General features: G+C 58.3%; 22 protein-coding genes. 5 read left to right on the top strand and 17 right to left on the bottom strand.

Features of this window, described 5'->3' with window-relative positions; all coding sequences use genetic code 11:
- Positions 1 to 44: 44 nt before the first annotated feature.
- Entirely contained in the window at positions 45 to 620 is a 576-nt protein-coding gene (locus tag QP027_RS01890; RefSeq protein ID WP_284825555.1) for an AMIN-like domain-containing (lipo)protein, read from the top strand.
- Here the strand turns inward: QP027_RS01890 and QP027_RS01885 are convergent.
- Both QP027_RS01885 and QP027_RS01880 read right to left on the bottom strand, forming a co-directional pair.
- Positions 617 to 2113: a Y-family DNA polymerase gene (locus QP027_RS01885; RefSeq protein WP_284825553.1), complete on the bottom strand. Its 1497-nt coding sequence runs from the start codon at positions 2111 to 2113 to the stop codon at positions 617 to 619. The two genes, QP027_RS01890 and QP027_RS01885, sit on opposite strands and share 4 nt — an antisense overlap.
- 1 nt (position 2114) lies before the next feature.
- Positions 2115 to 2789, bottom strand: coding sequence for a hypothetical protein (locus QP027_RS01880; RefSeq protein ID WP_284825552.1), 675 nt, complete (start codon positions 2787 to 2789; stop codon positions 2115 to 2117).
- 58 nt (positions 2790 to 2847) lie between these two features.
- On the opposite strand from QP027_RS01880, the gene QP027_RS01875 reads away from it, so the two are divergent.
- The gene (locus tag QP027_RS01875; RefSeq protein ID WP_284825551.1) at positions 2848 to 3261 is read left to right on the top strand and encodes a hypothetical protein; all 414 of its coding nucleotides are present in this window, start codon (positions 2848 to 2850) and stop codon (positions 3259 to 3261) included.
- On the opposite strand, the gene QP027_RS01870 is transcribed toward QP027_RS01875, so the two are convergent.
- Both QP027_RS01870 and QP027_RS01865 read right to left on the bottom strand, forming a co-directional pair.
- Positions 3258 to 3908: a LuxR C-terminal-related transcriptional regulator gene (locus QP027_RS01870; protein WP_284825550.1), complete on the bottom strand. Its 651-nt coding sequence runs from the start codon at positions 3906 to 3908 to the stop codon at positions 3258 to 3260. The two genes, QP027_RS01875 and QP027_RS01870, sit on opposite strands and share 4 nt — an antisense overlap.
- Before the next feature lie 5 nt (positions 3909 to 3913).
- The gene (locus QP027_RS01865; RefSeq protein WP_284825549.1) at positions 3914 to 5086 is read right to left on the bottom strand and encodes an ATP-binding protein; all 1173 of its coding nucleotides are present in this window, start codon (positions 5084 to 5086) and stop codon (positions 3914 to 3916) included.
- A 110-nt stretch (positions 5087 to 5196) separates the two neighbouring features.
- Between QP027_RS01865 and QP027_RS01860 the strand changes: the two genes are divergently transcribed.
- Complete coding sequence (locus QP027_RS01860) at positions 5197 to 6246, top strand: PspC domain-containing protein (RefSeq protein ID WP_284825548.1); 1050 nt, start codon at positions 5197 to 5199, stop codon at positions 6244 to 6246.
- Here the strand turns inward: QP027_RS01860 and guaA are convergent, their stop codons facing one another.
- The 4 genes from guaA to guaB all read right to left on the bottom strand — a co-directional run bounded on the left by guaA (position 6247) and on the right by guaB (position 11914).
- A complete protein-coding gene (gene guaA, locus QP027_RS01855; RefSeq protein ID WP_284825547.1) occupies positions 6247 to 7803 on the bottom strand; it encodes a glutamine-hydrolyzing GMP synthase in 1557 nt (518 codons plus the stop codon).
- Positions 7804 to 7822: 19 nt separating this feature from the next.
- Entirely contained in the window at positions 7823 to 9115 is a 1293-nt protein-coding gene (locus QP027_RS01850) for a PAS domain-containing protein (RefSeq protein ID WP_284825545.1), read from the bottom strand.
- Positions 9116 to 9210: 95 nt separating this feature from the next.
- The gene (locus tag QP027_RS01845) at positions 9211 to 10353 is read right to left on the bottom strand and encodes a GuaB3 family IMP dehydrogenase-related protein (protein WP_284825544.1); all 1143 of its coding nucleotides are present in this window, start codon (positions 10351 to 10353) and stop codon (positions 9211 to 9213) included.
- Between the two features lie 37 nt (positions 10354 to 10390).
- Complete coding sequence (guaB, locus tag QP027_RS01840; protein ID WP_284825541.1) at positions 10391 to 11914, bottom strand: IMP dehydrogenase; 1524 nt, start codon at positions 11912 to 11914, stop codon at positions 10391 to 10393.
- Between the two features lie 159 nt (positions 11915 to 12073).
- On the opposite strand from guaB, the gene QP027_RS01835 reads away from it, so the two are divergent.
- On the top strand, positions 12074 to 12427 hold the full coding sequence (locus tag QP027_RS01835; protein ID WP_432418616.1) for a DUF5319 domain-containing protein: 354 nt from the start codon (positions 12074 to 12076) through the stop codon (positions 12425 to 12427).
- Here QP027_RS01835 and QP027_RS01830 read toward each other — a convergent pair whose 3' ends face one another.
- Together QP027_RS01830 and QP027_RS01825 are read right to left on the bottom strand one after the other, a co-directional pair.
- Entirely contained in the window at positions 12428 to 13306 is an 879-nt protein-coding gene (locus tag QP027_RS01830) for a hypothetical protein (protein WP_284825536.1), read from the bottom strand.
- Positions 13303 to 13875 (bottom strand): sigma-70 family RNA polymerase sigma factor, encoded by a 573-nt coding sequence (locus QP027_RS01825; protein ID WP_284825535.1) that lies wholly within the window; start codon positions 13873 to 13875, stop codon positions 13303 to 13305. Before QP027_RS01825 ends, QP027_RS01830 begins: the two co-directional genes overlap by 4 nt.
- A 341-nt stretch (positions 13876 to 14216) precedes the next feature.
- On the opposite strand from QP027_RS01825, the gene QP027_RS01820 reads away from it, so the two are divergent.
- Positions 14217 to 14534, top strand: coding sequence for a WhiB family transcriptional regulator (locus tag QP027_RS01820; RefSeq protein WP_284825533.1), 318 nt, complete (start codon positions 14217 to 14219; stop codon positions 14532 to 14534).
- A gap of 60 nt (positions 14535 to 14594) precedes the next feature.
- Here QP027_RS01820 and groL read toward each other — a convergent pair whose 3' ends face one another.
- The 7 genes from groL to QP027_RS01785 form a co-directional block, all read right to left on the bottom strand.
- Entirely contained in the window at positions 14595 to 16214 is a 1620-nt protein-coding gene (gene groL / locus QP027_RS01815) for a chaperonin GroEL (protein WP_284825532.1), read from the bottom strand.
- Between the two features lie 8 nt (positions 16215 to 16222).
- Positions 16223 to 16522, bottom strand: coding sequence for a co-chaperone GroES (gene groES, locus QP027_RS01810; RefSeq protein WP_284825530.1), 300 nt, complete (start codon positions 16520 to 16522; stop codon positions 16223 to 16225).
- Positions 16523 to 16684: 162 nt separating this feature from the next.
- Positions 16685 to 17113: a hypothetical protein gene (locus tag QP027_RS01805; protein ID WP_284825528.1), complete on the bottom strand. Its 429-nt coding sequence runs from the start codon at positions 17111 to 17113 to the stop codon at positions 16685 to 16687.
- A 14-nt stretch (positions 17114 to 17127) separates the two neighbouring features.
- Complete coding sequence (tsaD, locus tag QP027_RS01800) at positions 17128 to 18183, bottom strand: tRNA (adenosine(37)-N6)-threonylcarbamoyltransferase complex transferase subunit TsaD (RefSeq protein ID WP_284825526.1); 1056 nt, start codon at positions 18181 to 18183, stop codon at positions 17128 to 17130.
- On the bottom strand, positions 18180 to 18653 hold the full coding sequence (gene rimI / locus QP027_RS01795) for a ribosomal protein S18-alanine N-acetyltransferase (RefSeq protein ID WP_284825524.1): 474 nt from the start codon (positions 18651 to 18653) through the stop codon (positions 18180 to 18182). Before rimI ends, tsaD begins: the two co-directional genes overlap by 4 nt.
- Entirely contained in the window at positions 18650 to 19303 is a 654-nt protein-coding gene (tsaB, locus tag QP027_RS01790; protein WP_284826885.1) for a tRNA (adenosine(37)-N6)-threonylcarbamoyltransferase complex dimerization subunit type 1 TsaB, read from the bottom strand. Before tsaB ends, rimI begins: the two co-directional genes overlap by 4 nt.
- Entirely contained in the window at positions 19303 to 19809 is a 507-nt protein-coding gene (locus tag QP027_RS01785; RefSeq protein WP_284825522.1) for a hypothetical protein, read from the bottom strand. The genes tsaB and QP027_RS01785 overlap by 1 nt, the downstream gene beginning before the upstream one ends.
- Positions 19810 to 19825: the final 16 nt, after the last annotated feature.

Here is a 19825-nt window from a genome sequence, read left to right as displayed (position 1 = left end):
ACTCAATTGTGCATTCATCACCAATCTCGCTAGCGTATTTATTCATGGAACATCTGCGCTCGCTACTCGGTAGCGTTGTTGTGCTGTCCGCAGCACTAACGCTTTCCGCATGCGCTGGCGACGAAGCAGATTCAGCCCATTCTCTCTCCGCAGCCCTGCCTCACAGCACCGGAGGAGTCACACCGCTTGGCGATGCCGACGTTGCATCCAAAACCCATCGCCCCGAAGCTCCTTCGCAGCTGGTTGTCACCGATGTCCGTTTAGGCACCCACGATGGTTTCGATCGCGTCGTCTTTGACCTTGAGGGCGAGGGCAAACCCGGCTGGTTCGTCGACTATACAGTTGCTCCGGCACGCCAGGGATCCGTGTACCCGATCGAAGTTGAAGGCAATGAGTTTCTCTCTGTCAACATCGACGGCATCGTATTCCCCGACGACATCGGGATTGACGACCCGCAATTAACCACCACCCCCGGTGTCGGCAACATCACCGAAGTAGTAAACACTGGCGTCTTCGAAGGTCGCAACCGCTTCATCGTCGGACTGGATAACGAATCCCCCTACTCGGTCCAGATCCTCGAAGACCCGCTGCGCATCGTCATCGACATCATCTACCACTAGCTATACATCGCCTCCACCCGCCACCGGCCTCGCATCCAAACAAGAAGCCAGGCACACGGAACGTCGTCGCCCTCTCGCTTGCCGACGACCTGCAGGCGCGCCACACGCTGCGGAAGCGCTACCGGCCACGGCCCCGCCCACCCAGTGACTAAGTAGTATTGCGAGCCCCATCGCAACGCATATGGAACCGAACTCAGCAGCGCTTCGGCATTGACGATGATCCGGTTGGCGTGTTCGTCGATAAGCGTCACTTGCGCCGCTGGGTGAAGACGCGCAGGAAGTGGCGCTGGAATAGCACCAGGCCAAGATGCCTCTTTGGTTTCTGGAAGCTGCTCGCCAAATGGCACAAGCGCGATACGCTCCGCGACTCCCCTTCCGCCTACGCGGACCGGTTGCACCACCGCGTCGCTACCTAGTGTTGATTGCACCCTCTCAACCACTCGGCGGGCGATATCGGTGTTCGTGCCGTCTCGCCAGAGCTCACCCACAGGCTCCGGGGCTGCAAGTTCCAGCGGCTCCAAGATAAGCGAGGTGATCTCGCCCGCCCCTCCATTGGTCAGCCAACCATCTAGCTGCCAGCGGACGCGGTCGGCGGTGGCAGCTTCAGTCAACGCTTCGCGGGTGCGCCAGATCCGCTCGACCCGGGTTCCATCGGCCAGCTCGGCTACTATTTTCAGGCGCAGACAGTTCTGCCCGATCGCCGCAAGCTTGCTGTGCAGAGCTGCCGCCATTTTACGCGCGGCGAAAGCGGCCGCATCAACGCGCTCGATCGGCTCTTCCGGCGTAACCGCAACCGCCAAGTCAGCCATGGGCAGCTCGGGTGCTACGCGACGATCCGGTGCGGCACGTGCGATTCGATGCGCCAGCAGCCCGGCAGCACTAAAACGCGTGGCGACTGCGGTCGAAGGCAGCTCTGCCAGTTCGCCCAAAGTGCGCACGCCAAGTTGGGACAGCGAACGAACAAGCTCTGGGTCCACCCCCAGTGCCACTTCTGCCGCCAGCGATTCGATCGGCTGCACTGAAAGGAAAGCCCGGGAGCCCTCAGGATCAACCACTGTGTTGGAGCGCGTCGCGATGATGGCCGTGGCGATCTCATCCGCTGCTCCTGCGAATGCATCGATCCCCTTACGTGCTGCGGCATCGAGCATCATTTCCAGCGCGGCAGATTCACTCCCGTGGAACTTTGCTGCGGCTGCAAGGTCGATGACAACAAGGCCGGGGCGCACGACCTCCACAGACGCGGCGACATCATCAAAACTCGCGGCTAGGGCAGAAAACATCCGGCCATCGCGGTCGGGATCGTCCTCGATCACAGTCACTTGCGGACACACAGCTTGCGCTGCCCGCACCTTCATCTCCCGTCGGATTCCCTCCCGGCGCGCCTGCGCCGAACACACCTTGACTCGGTGGTGCTGGACGATCGCCACGGGCCCGCTCACATCTTGGACAGCCTGGATCGGCCAGTCAGGGAACCAGATCGCTGCCACACGCATCTTATGGCACCGCCTTCAGTCGGCGTTGCGGAGCAGCACCCAACGCCACCGTGCCACGCCCAGGCCGGTACCCCTTGGCTTCAGCGCGGATCGCAATGTCCATCCCGGTGATCCGCCCGCTGCCCTGTCCGATCCCCCGGAAAGCTGTCACCTCCGCTTCCACCGTGAGCGTTGGCGACTGTACTTGAGTGCCGACGAGCAGCAATGCAGCATGTCCTGCTCGCAGTTTTCCCAGCAGCGGCCTCGCACGTGTAGGCGAGAGCTGAGCTGCCGCCCCACGATAGACAACTAGATCCAACCCCTCCACTAGAACGGTCAAAACAGACAGGGGATCCATGCCAGGATCAGGCACCGCCACCACATGGTGCAGGTTATTGATGCCCGCATAAGAAAGTTCAGGCCAGCCCACCACACCGGCGTAGCTCCCCTGTCGCGTTGCTTGCTCTAAAAGCTCGACTACCAGCGACGGAGTTTCACTCATGTGGGTCACGGATCTGCGGGGAAGGCCTCGCATGGGAAGTACCCTCCCGAGCCCCTCCCCCACAGAAAGCACGTCAGTGGCATCAAGAACGCGTTCAGGGACTTCGCCACCGAGTTCGGCCATGCGGGAGCGCAGGGCTGCGACCTTCTCAGCCTGACTAAGCCCCTCCACTTTCCGAACAGATGTTCCCCTCATGGGTGCCAGTATGCTCCGGCATGCTCACTAAGTCAACCTGTTGGTAGCGTTAGGTTTTATGACCTCTTACGGCGATATGCGCGCACGGATCACTCCGATCCCCACACCCCCTGCAGTACGTCTCATTGGTGCTGCCCTAGTCGGGCTTTCCGTCGCAATTCTCACCTCTGACCTTGGCATGGGCACCCGCGTGACTATTGCGCTGGTCGCTGTAGTCGCAGTCTTTCTCCTTGTGCTGCGACACCCTTACCGCACAAAAATGAATCTTTTCGCCCTAAGCAAAAACGTCTCTCGCATGCCGACGATTGGCCAAGCCATTCCCCTCATGATCTGGTGGCTATTGCTGATGCTCGCACCGGTTGTAGCCCCTTGGCCGCCGATCGGTGTCACCGTGGCATGGGTCGCCCTCTCCGCCTTAGCGTGGGTGGTTTTCCCCCACGTCGACGGGACTCGGAAACTGGCTTTTGCTTAGTCTAGGTCGCGATCCGCTGCCCAGCGTGTGAGCTGGTGACGGTTGGACATCTGCGTCTTGCGCAAGATATTTGAAGCATGCGTTTCCACAGTCTTAATGGAGATGAACAGTTCCTCTCCAATCTCCTTGTAGGTGTATCCACGCGCAAGGAACCGCAAGACTTCCAGCTCACGACGAGTTAGAGCATCCACCACGGGATCATCAACCTTGACCGGCTCGCCCACTGGGTCTTCCGCCACGTGGCCGGTAGCAAAAGCATCGAGCACAAAGCCGGCTAGCCGTGGGGAGAAGTACGCATCGCCACCGTGGACACGCTCGACAGCCTGGGCGAGTTCGTCGCCGTTGATGTTCTTGGTCACGTAGCCACGGGCACCCGCACGGATCAGTGCGATGACATCCTCCGCAGCGTCAGACACGGAGAGGGCGAGAAACTTCGCGTCGGTGTGCGCGTTCTTAATCACTGCCCGGCCACCCCCATCGGGCATGTGTACGTCGAGAAGCACTACGTCAGGGTGCGTGCTTTCAATCCCGGCGATGGCTTCGCGTACCGTGCCCGCGTCTCCGACGATCTCTACTTTGTCGACAAGCTCGGCTTTTACTCCAGCACGAAATACGGAATGGTCATCGACCAGGAAGACTTTCACCATAAGCTTTAGGATACCGGCAAGCTCACAGCAATTTCTGTACCAGACTCATTTGAGCGGATCTTTGCCGAGCCTCCGGCACGCTCCATCCGCCCGATAATGGAATCACGGATACCATGACGATCTTCCGGGATCGCGTCGGGATCAAAACCGGGGCCTCGATCGCGCACGTAAATACTCAACTCCCCCGCAATGTTCTCCGCGTACACATCCACGGTGTCCACTCCAGCGTGTTTGCCGGCGTTCACCATGGCCTCGCGCGCAGCCATCACAAGCGGATCGGTCATCTCCGTGTATTCCATATCGTCGCCCACTGTCACCGGGACGATGCGCACCCCGAGAAGGTCCTCTACCTCTCCGGCTGCCTTGTTCAAGGCGGCGAAAACGGTGGTTGAGGTCTTCTCTTCTGCGTCGAAAAGCCAAGCACGCAGCTCACGCTCCTGTCCGCGGGCAAGGCGTGTGACCTCGGCGGGATCGTCGGCACGCTTTTGGATCAGCGCCAAAGTCTGCAACACCGAGTCGTGCAGTTTAGAAGCGATCTCTGCGCGCTGGTTTGCCACTGCCTTTTCCTCACGCGCAGCGACTAGCGACGAGGTTAAGCGCACACCAAGCGGGACGACGAGAACACTCACGCCCAGCAAAGTGATGACAACCGATGCAATAACTCCGCCGAGATCACCATCACCTTCGAGGAACGCCATGGCGATCACGCCCAAAAACACCAAGACCACACCAACAACCAGCGCGATCACGTTGCCAGCCGACTTCTTGCCCCGGTCGAAGGACTGCCAAGACAACCACGCACCTACCGCTACAACGCCGAGCGCGACAAGGACAACCCCGTTGATTCCGGAAAGGACGCTCATGGTCAGAAAGGCTCCGGCGATGCCAACGAGCGCCAAGACGGTGTACGTGCCCTTGCTGAAGTTCTTGTCCGACGGAACCGGCTTATTCAAGTCGTTCGGCTCCGAGAACATCCACAGCAACGCATAGGCTCCGATGCCAGCACCGGAGACAAACGCAGCGACGACTAAGACGATGCGCACCCAGCCAACATCTACGCCCAAGTGCTGGGCCAGCCCCGCGGCGACGCCTGCAACCACGCGCCCGTTCTTGGGACGCGTGTAGCGCGGATACATCATGACCGGCTCGATCGATGCGTACGGAGAGAGTTGTGCCATGCGTTAATTGTCGCACGCAGGAAAGGAAAAAGAATCGGGGGAAACCCTGAGCCAGAAGATCAGGGCGGATCCCGATTCACAAGGGGCACACAGCACGCGACAATTGAGTCATGGACAACTTCGAAAGCACTCTCAAAGAAATGTGGGCTACGCGCCCACCCCGCATCCCTAAAGACCAAGGCGGCAACGCCTTCCTCGGCGGCGTCTGCGAAGGCATTGGCGCTCGCTACCAAATTGATCCGACAATCGTCCGAATCATCTTCGTCATCACCACACTAACCTTCGGCGGAGGGTTGGCATTGTACCTGGCGATGTGGCTTGTGATGCCTCGCTTCGGTATGCCAAAGAGCCCATGGGACAGCATTAACGCCAACAAGGCTGCGCTGAACCCTACTGAACTGAAGGAACGCTCCACTGGCTGGTGGTTGGTCGTTGGCGTAATCTTCTTCGGAATGAGCTTCACCGCTGGCTCCGAAGGCGGATTCTTCTTCTCCGGACTGTTCACGGCAGCGCTGTTCTTTGCAGGCTGGTACTTGCTGCACCAAAGACTCCCGAATCCTCCAGAAGGGCTGTTGGTAACCGATCACGCAGAGGCCACAACCGTAACCGCGGATTTCTCTAGCCTCACCCCGGCGGAGGGTTACCCGCACCCCGACGGGGGACGCCCATCTCCCCCATCATGGGACCCGCTGGGCACGGTGCCTGAACTGTGGAGCCTCCCAGATCCGGAGGAACCAGCACCTACACCTCCGAAAAAGCAAGGCAACGCCTGGGGCTGGGTACTGGGCGTGGGCGCAATCGTCGCGGCTCTGGCATACGGGACCTTCGGCGTCAGTACCAACTTCTCGGACGAAGGAATGGGCGATGTCACCTACACCATGTCTACCGAGGAATCGCTGAAAGACGTTACCCACGAAATGGGAACTCTCACCGTTGATTTCAGTGAGCTGCCACGCCTTGATCAGGATCACGAAATCACCGTAACCTCGGATATGGGCGAAATCGAAATTATCCCACCGACCGATGTCCGCACGGTCTTTGATTGCGAAACCGACCTCGGAGACGAAAATTGCCCACCTGTTGTCAACGACGACATCGAAGGCAAAACCCTGACGGTCCACGTGCACAACAGCATGGGCGAAATTTTCGTGCGGAGCTAATTACTCCCACTCGATGGTTCCGGGTGGCTTGGACGTAATGTCCAGGACCACTCGGTTTACATCATCAACCTCGTTAGTGATGCGGGTCGAAATTGTCTCCAGCACCTCGTATGGCACGCGGACCCAGTCCGCGGTCATCGCGTCTTCACTGGCTACAGGGCGCAGCACGATTGGGTGGCCATAGGTGCGGCCATCGCCTTGGACGCCAACGGAACGAACATCTGCAAGCAGGACAACTGGGCACTGCCAGATGATGTCGTCAAGGCCAGCGTTGGTTAGCTCTTCGCGGGCGATTGCATCGGCCTTGCGCAGGATGTTCAAACGGTCCTCGGTAACTTCGCCGATAATGCGGATTCCCAAGCCAGGGCCTGGGAACGGCTGACGGTTCACGATCACCTCAGGCAGGCCAAGTTCGCGTCCGACGGCGCGGACTTCGTCCTTAAACAGCAGGCGCAAAGGCTCCACCAGTTCGAATTCAACGTCGTCTGGCAGGCCTCCAACATTGTGGTGGCTCTTGATGTTTGCGGTGCCGGTGCCGCCGCCGGATTCGACGACGTCCGGGTAAAGAGTTCCCTGGACTAGGTAGTCAACCTGCTCGCCTTCCAGAACTCCCGCGACAGCGCGCTCGAAAGCGCGGATGAATTCCGCACCGATCGCCTTGCGCTTGGCCTCTGGCTCGGTCACACCAGCGAGCTTGTCCAAGAAAGCTTGGCGCTCATCCATCGTCACTAGGCGTACATCGGTAGCGGCGACGTAGTCGGTCTCTACCTGTTCCCGCTCGCCCTGGCGCAGCAGGCCATGGTCAACGAACACACAAGTGAGGCGGTCGCCAATCGCGCGTTGTACGATCGCGGCAGCTACTGCCGAATCGACACCACCCGACAAGCCACAGATAGCCTTGCCCTCAGGGCCGATCTGCTCTGCGACAGAGGCAACCAATTGCTCAGCGATGTTCGCCGCGGTCCACTCCTGCTTCAGACCAGCGACCTCGGTGAGGAAGCGGGAAAGCACCTGCTGACCGTGTGGCGAGTGCATGACCTCTGGATGGTACTGCACACCCGCCATGCGCTTATCAACGTTCTCAAACGCAGCAACCGGAGCGCCGGGAGTCGAAGCGGTAACCTCGAAGCCTTCCGGCGCACGAGTCACGGAGTCACCGTGGCTCATCCAGACCGGGTGTTCGTCGTTAAGCCCTGCATGCAAAACGCCACCAGCCACGGACAGCGGAGTGCGACCGTATTCACGGCTTCCGGTCTTTTCCACGGAACCGCCGAGTGCGTCCGTCATGGCTTGGAAGCCGTAGCAGATACCGAAAACGGGCAGTCCGAGCTCCAGGAAAGCCGGATCGAGTTTCGGAGCGTCGTCGGCATACACCGACGCCGGGCCACCAGACAACACAAGCGCAGCCGGGTTCTTCGCCTTAACCTCCTCAACGGAGGCAGTGTGCGGAATGACCTCGGAGTAAACGTTGGCCTCTCGCACTCGACGTGCAATGAGTTGGGCGTACTGGGCGCCGAAATCAACGACGAGTACTGGGCGCGGATTCGGGATATTCACAGAACAAGAGTCTAGCGGATTAGTTATCCGCGAGCTTCTTCACTCGGTCAATAGCCTCATCGACTCGTGCTGGGTCAACATCGCCACCGATGTTTTGTGAACTGGCCTGAAGCTGCTCATAGGAAACCTCTGCGGCCTTCATTGCCCGCTGCACCTCGCGAACAAGATCACCCACGCCAGGCGCCAGCTCGGTTTGGTCGGTGGCGTCCCACTCCTTAATCAGGCTGTGCGGGACCTCCATGATGCGCCCGATACTTCCAACCTTCATATCAACACGACGCGCCAAGCGCGCGTGGGTGCTGACTGCGCGGTGCATGCTCTCAATATCCACATCAAGCGCCTCGATGAGCAGCCCGATGGCTTCCTCGTGCCCCTCTTCAGCGACAAACCGTGCGGTCACAGCGGTGTGCAGTCGAGCCAGTGCAATGGCAAAACGCGCTTCGGCGCCAGCATCCGCGAGCTGGCTCGCAAGCTCACCCAAGTCGGCGACGTGCTCGTCGATAATGCCTCGCATCGTCGACCACACACCGAGGGGAGCGAGCAGCAATGTGCGCTCAACGCCGTCAACGACGACGGACTCCATCTCCTCTTTCACGCGCGCGGTTGCCTCGTTCTCTGCCTCCAAGGCGCGACCAGCTTCTTGCATTTGCTGGGTTGCGTCAGCGATGGCCGACTGCACACCCATAAACGAGTCCAGCTCGTTGTACAGGGCCACCACCGACTCGTAGAGTTCACCTTCACCCTCTGGCAGGCAGAGGCCTTGCTCTTCGAGCGCCTGAAGCTCTGCTGGGACGATGGCGTACATGAAGTCTCGGTACGTGCCTACGATCTCCAGGATCTTCTCGGCCCCGAGCGCAGCAGCTTCACGACGATTCTTCCCCTCGCCTTTGACCCACGCTTCGAGGTCGTTCGCTTCGTAGTACACCTTCGCCGCGGTATCGAAGTTCTCGGTGACCGGACGGGTGCGCACCGACAAGTAGCCACCAGAAGGCAATGGCGTCACGGTTGCCATCACGTCATAGGTGGAATTGTCCCGCGCGAGGTTGCGAACGTAGCCGGCGAACGGGGCATCACTTTGCAGGTCGTCCCACATCAGCTTGAATACGCCGCCTGGCATATCTGGGTGACGAATGATGTTGTGCGGGCTGCCGATGAGCTCCTCTCTGCTCGATCGGGCAAGTCGCTCGAAAACGCTGTTAACGTGAGTGATCACGCCAGCGTCATCGGTTACGGAGAAAAAGATCTCGTCGCTGCCCACTTCATGCGAAGGGAACTCAGCGGCGTGGCGGGAAATCTGGGGCTTCGTGGACATACGGCACGGGCCTTTCTGACGCCTTTCGGCACTGGGGACACGGTTTCTTACTTATCAAAAACTTAAGTTTCCAGTGACAGTATAAGCATTTCCCGCTAACGTAAGGCTAATTTTACCTTTTGGAAACTCTTAACATCTGTGTAACCACACTTCGCCATCGCACGACGCAAGCCTCCTACCAGATTCTTTGTACCCAAAGCGTCGGCAGAAGGGCCATGCAAAACAACTTCCAAAGATTCACGTTCAGCGCTATCTGCCTCCCGAATGACCACACCGCGGGGGAAGCGGGGGTGGGCTGCGGAGGACTGCCAGTAGTAGCCATCTCCAGTTGCTTCTTCGGCGTAGGTCAGCGGGCTGCCAAGCATGACAGCATCGGCCCCACATGCGATGGCCCGGGCAATATCACCGGAGAGGTTAATCTCACCGTCAGCGATGACGTGAACGTAGCGGCCGCCAGTTTCGTCAAGATACTCGCGACGTGCCGCGGCCGCGTCAGCAATCGCAGTGGCCATCGGAGTGGAGATGCCCAGCGCCGTGTCAGAGGTAGTGTCGCCGGAGCCGACGATAATGCCGGCAGCTCCGGCACGCATGAGGTGCAAGGCAGTGGTGTAGTCAGAAACACCGCCGGCGATGACTGGAACGTCCAAGGAGCCGATGAACTCCTTGAGGTTTAGCGGTTCCCCACCCTGCTGCACATGCTCGGCCGAGATCTGGGTGCCCTGGATGAACAGCAACTCCACACCAGCCTTGACCAGAACCGGAGCCAAGTCGCGAGCGTTTTGAGGGCTGACTCGCACTGCGACAGTAGCGCCGGATTCACGAATCTGCGTGATGCGCTCGACCAAGAGCTCCTCATCAATCGGTGCAGAGTGAAGTTCCTGGAGCACACGGGTTGCCTGGGTGACTTCCTCGCCGAGGAAGAAGTGGTCAGAGTCCTCGGCTGCTGCAACGACACGAGCAAGCGCCGCTTCAACATCAGCGTGCCGCGCCCACAGGCCTTCGGCATTAAGCACCGCAAGGCCACCTTGGTTGTGCATCTCGATGGCAAACTCTGGGCCAACGATCGCATCAGTTGGGTGAGCTACCACAGGAATATCAAAGGTGTACGCGTCAATGTTCCACGTCGTGTCCACGTCCTTAGAGGAACGGGTTCGACGCGATGGAACAAGGGCGATGCTGCTCAAGTGGTAGGTTTTGCGGGCCTCACGGCCAATTCCGATTTCAACGTAGTCACGCATGTAGATCATTCTACGACGTGACCAAAACTAAAGACGCTTAACCGCGGTAGTTCGGAGCCTCGACTGTCTGGGTGATGTCGTGCGGGTGCGACTCACGCAGGCCTGCGGAAGTGATCTGAACAAAGCGCTTGGTCTGCAGCTCCTCGATCGATGCAGAGCCGGTGTAGCCCATCGCAGCGCGCAGGCCACCAACGATCTGATGGATAATGCCGTCGATCTCGCCACGGTAAGGAACGCGTCCTTCGATACCCTCCGGCACGAGCTTCTCTTCGCTGGTGACGTCTGCCTGGAAGTAGCGGTCCTTGGAGTAGGAACGCTTCTCACCAGAAAGCCCACGACCCTGCATAGCACCCATCGAACCCATGCCACGGTAACGCTTGTACTGCTTGCCACCGATGACGACGATGTCGCCTGGGGACTCAGCGGTACCCGCAAGCATCGAACCGAGCATCACGGTCGATGCGCCGGCTGCGATCGCCTTAGCCACATCGCCTGAGTGCTGCATGCCACCATCGGCGATGATTGGAATGCCCGCCTTGTGGGCAGGAACGCTGGCCTCAAGGATCGAAGTGATCTGTGGCGCACCCACACCTGCAACAACGCGGGTGGTGCAGATGGAGCCTGGGCCGATGCCAACCTTGATCGCATCCGCGCCAGCATCCACCATTGCCTGCGAAGCTTCGCGGGTTGCAAGGTTTCCGCCGATAATGTCGCAGCGGTCACCGAAATCGCGTTTCACGCGGGCAACCATTTCGAGTACGCGGTTGTTGTGTGCGTGTGCGGAGTCCACAACGAGGGCGTCAACGCCTGCGTCGACAAGCAAGCCTGCACGAGAGTAAGAATCTTCGCCGGTACCGATGCCTGCTGCAACAAGCAGACGACCGGAAGCGTCCTTGGAGGCATTAGGGAACTGCTCAGACTTTACAAAGTCCTTCACCGTGATCAAGCCGGTGAGCTTGCCCTCGCCATCAACGATAGGCAGCTTCTCCACCTTGTTCGTGGACAGCAGATCGAGCGCTTCCTCCTTGGTCACACCGTCTTTTGCCACAACAAGTGGCATAGGGGTCATTACTTCTTTCACCTGGCGCTCAAAGTCGCGCTCGAAGCGCATGTCACGGTTGGTGATGATGCCTAGGAGCACGCGGTTATCGTCGACAACTGGCAGACCTGAAATACGGAAACGCGCGCACAGAGCGTCGACCTCGTTCAAAGTCATTTCTGGGCGCGCGGTGACTGGGTCGGTAACCATTCCGGACTCGGAACGCTTCACGATGTCGACCTGCTCTGCCTGTTCCTCAGCGGAGAGGTTACGGTGCAAAACACCAATGCCACCTTGGCGGGCCATGCCGATAGCCATTCGCGCCTCAGTCACGGTATCCATTGCCGCGGAAGCGATCGGAGTGCCCAGGCGAATGTTGCGGGTGAACTGAGCGGAAGTGTTGACTTCGCCAGGAACAATGTGCGATTCAGCAGGCAACAGAAGCACATCGTCAAAGGTCAGGCCCTTCAATGCCACCTTGTTTGGGTCATCTCCACCGGTATGCACACGCTGCTCGGTCATGGTTAGCTAATCTCCTATCACACGCACCAAATATTGATTGGTAAACATCTTAGTGCGTTTACCCCATTCCCACCTAGCCGGGGCCGTTTCGCAGGGCATGCGAACAAATTGCCCTTCAGCCCAAAGAACAATAGGGTGACCAGTGTGAATTATGAGTCGATGATGCCCCGCGATCCGTTTGCCGATGATCCCAACGATCCGGCATCGTTTTTGGACGACGAACACATCGAGCCGCTTAGCGACGAAGAGCGCGCCGCCGTCGCACAAGACTTGATCCATGTGCGCGAATGCAAGCGCGTACTCGAACCGCGCGGTATCCTCGGGATCTATTTTCTCTGCGAAGACTGCGACCAGCTGCACTTCTACGACTGGGACATCATGGCAACAAACATGATTGCCACGCTCGAAGGTAATGTCCCTCCGGTCCACGAACCAAGCGTCGAACCTGATCCCAACGCATATGTCCCGTGGGACTACGCGCTGGGCTACCTAGATGGCCTTGAGGCTCGCTAGTCAGTACTCCTGCGGAGCGGCCAGGTCAGGCTCTGGCTCCGCTACTACGGTCGGTTCCGGAGCGGGCACAACCGAGGAGGACGGCTGAATCGGAAGCGGATTCTCGCGCACCGGAGCCGTAGTGGTAACTACGATGGACTCGATCACCGTCTCCGTTACTGTGACGGTGACTGAGGTCGGCGACTTTTCGGTGATGGTTTCTGCCGCTTCCTTCGGCTCATTCTCTTCTGACTTCGGAGCTTCAGAGCGAGCTGTTGGCTCCGCGGTCTTTTCCACTGTCGTGGTCACCGTGGTCACTGTTCGAGACGACTTGGACGGCTTCTTTACCTCGTCCTGTTCGTTTGCAACCTTCTTGTTGTCACCCTTTGGATCCTTCAACTCACTGACGATAATGCGCGCTTGATCCAACAGCTCACGGGTCTCCCCAATGTCGCCGTTATCGGCCGCCACCTGCATCTCGTCAAGAGTGCTTGCAAGCTCAACGGCCGCTGTGCGATCACCGAATACTGCCGCGGAAACCTCCCACAACGGGGTGCCCGGCTCTGCACTGTACAAAACAGCGCCGGAACCTGCGACGACAGTAGTCGCCGCGGCAGCACCAACAAGACCTGCAAGCCAAGGACTGGTTTTGCGACGACGCGCATGCGCGAGCGAAATCACCTGCGGAGCTTCGTCCACACCTTCGATGATTGGTGCTGGCGGCATCTGCTTCTCCACGTCTGTGCGGAGTTCAAGCAGGAGTTCAGCAAGTTGATCGCCTCCGTCAGAAGGATCTTCGCCTTGAGAAAGAGCGGTCAGGAATGCGTCATCCTCAACCAGCGGTCCAAGCTGGGAGGTGACGTCATCCATGTCCTCACCTTTGTTGCGACGTACCATCACGCCTCATCTCCTTCTTCCAGGGCTTTTCTCAAAGTGGCTAGCGCACGGTGCTGTGCCACTCTGACGGCACCTGCTGTACTTCCTACAGCGCTGGCCGTTTCTTCTGCGGAAAGCCCGACGAACACCCTCAAGATGATGATGTCGCGAGCCTTATCACTTAGTAGATCGAGTAATTCCCTCACTCTGTTACTACCGTCTGTGACCAGCGCGTATTCCTCGGGTGTTGACTCGTCATTAACATCATCAGGCACTTCTTCTGTCGGGCTCATTTTGTCGCGCGCCATAGATCGGTGCGCGTCTGCGACCTTGTTAAAAGCGATTCCGTAGACGAATGCCATGAACGGTTTCCCGCGATCGACGTACTTCTCGATCGAGGTTGCTACGGCCAAACAGATTTCTTGGGCAATGTCTTCGGGGGTTGGCGTTCTACCCCCGCCGATCCGTGCGCGCGCGTAGCGCAACACCATCGGGTGAATAATGCGGATAATGTCTTGGAGAGCACGACGGTCGCCCGCAGCTGCAAGTGGCACGAGCCTAGCCAGCTCTGCGTCGGTATCTAGTTCCGCCACAACTCTCCTTCTACGCTCCAATGCAAAGTAATCGAATTTTCACTTTACCCGTGCTCTAATATTTTTCTCATTCAAATGGAAGATTGAAAATGGTTCAAGGGAAATTGGGTTCAAATCGTTACCAACCCAAAAAGTTCACCCAGCTTTAACCTAGAACGTTTACGCAGGTCAAAGCGACCATAACAGGTAGATAAACATTCAGTTCATCTGCAAGAAACACGTCCGCTACCTTTCGTTCATTATCACCTACCACACTCCTTAACTGGTTGCAGTGCAAGAGAACTTGCACGTAGCGATGCACCTTATGTTCCTTCCGGTCCTTGATTAAGGAGTAAAAAAGAATGTCTCAGCCGCAGCAGCTACCCGGACCTAACGCAGATTTCTGGGATTGGCAGTTGCACGGCTCATGCCGTGGACAAGCTTCTGAAGTTTTCTACCATCCGGACGGTGAGCGTGGTCGCGCTCGCACCCAGCGCGAAAATCGCGCAAAGGCGATTTGCTACAACTGCCCTGTACTCAAGCAGTGCCGCGAACACGCACTGAAGGTGGCAGAGCCTTACGGCATCTGGGGCGGCATGAGCGAGTCTGAACGACAGTCGCTCCTACGTGCACGCCAGCCCCGCACCCCACGTATCAAGGTCACCGCAGTTTCTAAGTAAATAAAAATCTCCCCGCCCCACAGCAAGTGTGGGAGGCAGGGAGATGAGGCCGAACCAGCTTTAGTGATGGTGTCCGTGGACACCAGCAGCAGCTTCAGCTGGGTCTGCAGGCTTTTCGACGACAGATGCCTCGGTGGTAAGGATCATGCGTGCCACAGAGGTCGCATTAACTACCGCAGAGTGAGTCACCTTCACAGGGTCGATAATGCCCTGATCAATGAGATTGCCGTACTCCATGGTCTGAGCGTTAAAACCCTCGCCATTTGGAAGTTCTGCAACCTTTGAAACAACAACCGCACCATCAAGTCCGGCGTTCTCTGCGATCCAGAAAGCCGGCTTCACCATTGCACGAGCAACGGACAGAACACCAACCTTCTGCTCGCCTTCGAACTCGTTCGCGAATGCTTCGAGTTCCTTCGAGATCTGCACCAGCGCGGAGCCACCGCCAGCGACGATGCCCTCCTGAACTGCGGCACGAGCGGCGTTGATGGCGTCTTCGACGCGCAGCTTGCGCTCGTTTACCTCGGTCTCGGTTGGCGCACCCACGTGGATGACTGCGACGCCACCGGACAACTTGGCCAGGCGCTCCTCAGCCTTCTCTTTGTCCCAGGTGGAGTCGGTGGTCTCGATTTCGCGTCGGATCTGCTCGCGACGGTGCTCGACATCTTCCGCGGAACCAGCTCCATCGACGATGACGGTGTCTTCCTTAGTTACCGTCACACGACGTGCCGAGCCAAGTACGTCAAGCTCAGCATCCTTGAGGTTGATGCCAACCTCTGGGTCAACCACGGTCGCGTTGGTGACAACCGCTAGGTCATCCATGAATGCCTTGCGACGCTCACCGAAGTACGGAGACTTCACTGCAACAACCTTGATCGCCTTACGGATCGAGTTAACTACCAGCGTCTGTAGTGGCTCGCCGTCAATGTCCTCAGCAATGATGAGGATCGGCTTCTGAGTCTCCACCATTTTTTCCAGCAGCGGCAGGAAGTCCGGCAGGGAAGAGATCTTGTTGCGCACCAGGAGGATGACTGGATCCTCAAGGACTGCCTGACCAGTTTCTGGATCGGTCATGAAGTAGGGAGACAGGTAGCCCTTGTCAAAGGAGATACCCTCGGTGACATCGACGTACGAGTCGATGGACTGGGATTCCTCGACGGTGAGCACGCCGTCCTTGCCTACCTTGTCCATTGCGCCGGCAACCATATCGCCAACGACGACGTCGCGGGAGGACACAGTTGCAACGTTAGCGATCTCGGCTGAAGAAGAAACAGGGGTCGCACGAGCCTTGAGCTCCTCGACAACCTTCTCGCTCGCAGCCTGGATACCCTTATTGAGCTCTACCGGGTTGGCACCTGCAGCGACGTTGCGCAGGCCTTCCTTGACCAGTGCCTGAGCCAGCAGCGTTGCGGTGGTGGTGCCGTCGCCAGCAATGTCGTTGGTCTTGACGGCGACGGATTTCACCAGCTGCGCGCCGAGGTTCTCAAACGGATCCTCAACATCAATATCGCGAGCGATGGTCACGCCGTCGTTGGTCACCAGTGGACCGCCGAACGCCTTCGAAAGTACAACGTTGCGCCCCTTTGGGCCCAGCGTCACCTTGACTGCATCAGCCAAGGTATCAACGCCACGCTGAATACCTTCGCGAGCTTCTTGGTCAAATGCTAAAAGTTTTGCCATAGGTAACCTTACTTTTCGACGATTGCGAGAAGGTCGCGTGCCGAGAGAAGCAGGTACTCTTCGCCGTTGTACTTCAGCTCGGTGCCGCCGTACTTGGAGAAGATAACAACGTCGCCGACCTTGACATCCAGTGGGATCTTGTCGCCATCGTCGTCGGAGCGGCCAGGGCCTACTGCTACAACAGTGGCTTCCTGTGGCTTCTCCTGGGCAGAATCTGGGATGACCAGACCGGATGCGGTAGTGGTTTCAGCTTCGACGATCTGAACCAGAACCTTGTCTTCTAATGGCTTGATGTTTACGTTTGCCACGTTTAAACCCTTTCGTGCGTGAGAATTTAAGCTTTGTTCTTGTGCCGGTTGGTTTAGTCCTGCACAGCCGTCGTCGCGGGTGAACAACTGTGTGTCAAACAACCTGTTTAGCACTCTACCCCCGAGAGTGCTAACTCTCAACATTGCACGAAAGGGTGTGTTTTAGTCCTGCGGAGTTCCCATGTTCAAAACTGCGGCGCGCCACAGTTGGTACTCTTCCGGGTTGTCTTCGCGATATCCACGAACTGCACGGATCGCATTCTTGACGCCAGCGATCGCTTCGTCGGAAATGTCTTCGCCTTCGGAATCCACGAAGATCACTGGGCCGGAAATCGCGGTGGTTGGGTCCTGCAGGAATGAAGGGTTGCCGGTCGCTGCGGTGTTGCGGGACAGGGATGCGACTGGGTTTGGCTCTGCGCGCTGCTCCTTCGCCTGGGTGGAGAAAAGTGCTGCATACTCAGAGCCGTCTTCCTGGAATGCCACGGAGACACGGTCTTCGGTAGCACCACCCAAGAACTGGTTGGCGTGTTCAAGTTCGAATTCGATAGTGCGGTAGGTCAGGTCTGGGTTAACAAGAAAACCGATCGTCATACCACTGAGGGTACCTAGCTTTTGTGAACTAGGGGGACCTCGACTTCCAAAGAGGTGTCAGTGGCTACCCCCAAATCGGAAGGCTGGGCACCTTCGTGGATCAACTGGGCTGCCAAAGCCGCGATCATCACGCCATTGTCGGTACAGAGTTTGAATCGTGGAACGCGCAGCTCAATACCGGCTTTCTCGCATCGTTCCTGGGCCATGGACCGCAGGCGGGAATTGGCCGCCACTCCCCCGCCCAGCAGCAAAGTCTGTGCACCCGTGTCGGTGCAAGCACGAATCGCTTTTGCCGTCAGAACGTCGGCCACTGCTTCCTGGAACGACGCACAAACATCTTCCACGGAAATTACTCGACCTTCCCGTTCAGCAGCTTCCACATAGCGCGCCACGGAAGTTTTCAACCCCGAGAAAGAAAAGTCATGCCGGTGCTCGCCACGCAAGTCATCGGCGCGGCTGAGTCCCCGAGGAAATTTGATTGCCTCCGGATTGCCGCGCTGCGCAAGCTTGTCGACGACCGGTCCGCCCGGATACCCCAGCCCGAGGAGTCGCGACACCTTGTCGTATGCTTCGCCCGCCGCGTCATCCAACGTGGAGCCAAGCTCCTTCATGGGCTTACCCACGGCCTCTACCTCGAGGATCTGAGTATGCCCGCCACTGACCAATAAGGCGATCGAGTGAGGCAGCTCATCGGCCCCGTCGAGATTTGCCACGGCCACGTGCCCACCAAGATGGTTGACTCCATAGAAGGGAACCCCCCACGCTGCTGCGTAGGCCTTGGCCGCAGACGCACCAACAAGGAGAGCACCGGCAAGTCCTGGCCCAACGGTGGCGGCGACGGCATCCGGCTTCTTGATTCCGGCTTCTCGCAACGCGGAGTCCATCACCTGTGGCATAGCCTCAAGGTGTGCGCGGGAGGCGATCTCAGGGACTACCCCACCGAAGCGCGCATGCTGTTCCATGGACGAAGCGACTGCGTCGGCGATGATGTGCATGGCGCCGTCGTCGGAAAGCGAGATGATGCCCACTCCAGTTTCGTCGCAGCTGCTCTCGATACCCAGGATGTTCACTGCTTCGTCCTTTCACTTCTGCTGTCGCGCTTCATTGTGTAAGCGTCTTTGCCAGACGGTTTGTAGTAGTTCTTGCGAATCCCAAGCTGCACAAAACCGTAGCTTTCGTAGAGTGCAATGGCGGGATCGTTGTCTGTACGAACCTCTAAGAACATGGGTCCGTCGTAGAGATCGGCCGCGTGAGTGAGCTGATCCATCAGCGCCCGCCCGACGCCACGGCGTTGGAACTGAGTGTCCACGCCGATGGTGTGAATCTCAAATTCAGGGTCAGTCTTGGGGCCTAACATAGCGATTCCGCCGTACCCCATCATGATCTCTTCGTCGTCGAACGCGCCGACATAGAATGTGTGGGGGTGAGCGAACTCTGTAAGGAAGACCTCGCGCGACCACGGGTTGTCCTCGGAGAAGAGCCTCGCCTCTATGTCGGCAACGCAGGTCGCATCATCCGCGGTGAGTTCCCGAAGGATCACAGCTCAACCTCGGGAATTGCCGGTGATTTGGGCTTCGGAGCAGGTTCCTTGGCATCAGGGCGTCGCAAGTAATGAGGAACAAGCGGGCCCGGTTCGCTTTCTAGGTCGGCCGCGGAGACAAGCCCGAGGGCGCTCGGTGCACGGTAAGTCACGGTGCCTGCATCCACGGAGACAGAGTCGCGAATGTGGTCTGGAACGCTCATGACGTCGACAGGATCAACCGCCAGCTGAGCGGGTGCGATGACGTCAGGGCCAGACACGCGAGAACCGTTGGTATACCTTGCCCAGTACACCTCGCGGCGCCGGGCGTCGGTGACGATGAGGGAGGATGGCTCGTCGATAAGCGCTGCAACGGCGTCGTGGGTAACAACGCCGTGGACTGGGAGGCCGAGGGCCTGGCCTAGTGCGCTAGCAGTTGCCATGCCGACGCGTAGGCCCGTGAACGGGCCTGGCCCGCAGCCGACAGCGATCGCGGAAAGGTCGTCGAATGTGAGCTCGGCGCGCTTGAGCAACAGCTGGATCGTCGGCACCAAAAGCTCGTTGTGCGAGCGAGTGTCGTGGATAACTTCGTCGAAAACCTCACCAGTTGTGGCGTTCACCAGCCCTGTTACCAAGTCTGCTGTCGCCGTATCAAGCGCTAGTACCCACATTAGAGTCGGTAACCCATCGTCCACTTACCGTTTTCCTTGTGCAGTGGAATCGGGTACTGGATCGGCTGTGGCTCCTGCATGATGAATGGCTGACCACCGAGAACTGGGCAAAGGTCAAACTTATCCGCTGGGAGCGCGTCAAGTTTGACTGGCGACGACTCGTCTGCAGGCAAAAGCATGATGTAGTTCTCGTCCGGAGAGATCTTGGTGTCTGCTTCGAGGACGGATTTCTTCGCCTCGACAAGTTCTGGTGGCTCGTTGGAACACAGCGTCATGTAGCCGGCGTAGTCGTCGCCGTAGACCTTGCCTAGGTCGATTTCCATGTCAGTGGCCATTGCTGGCCCCTGCGCTGGGGTCGATTGGTTCACCGCAGCCGCGAGCGACTTGGTGGGAGCCGACTGCACGTTGCCCTTTGGCAAAATGAAGATGAGTGCGAACAAAGCGATCAGCCACAAGGCGATGACGATTCCGAGCCAACCCTTGTCGTCTTTAGTGAGTTTTAGCAAAGCGAACTTCCTACTA

Origin of the sequence: Corynebacterium breve (assembly GCF_030252165.1) — a bacterium.
Classification (GTDB): Bacteria; Actinomycetota; Actinomycetes; order Mycobacteriales; family Mycobacteriaceae; genus Corynebacterium; species Corynebacterium breve.
The sequence above is the reverse complement of the archived record's forward strand: the minus strand, read 5'-3'. Positions and strand labels throughout refer to the sequence as shown.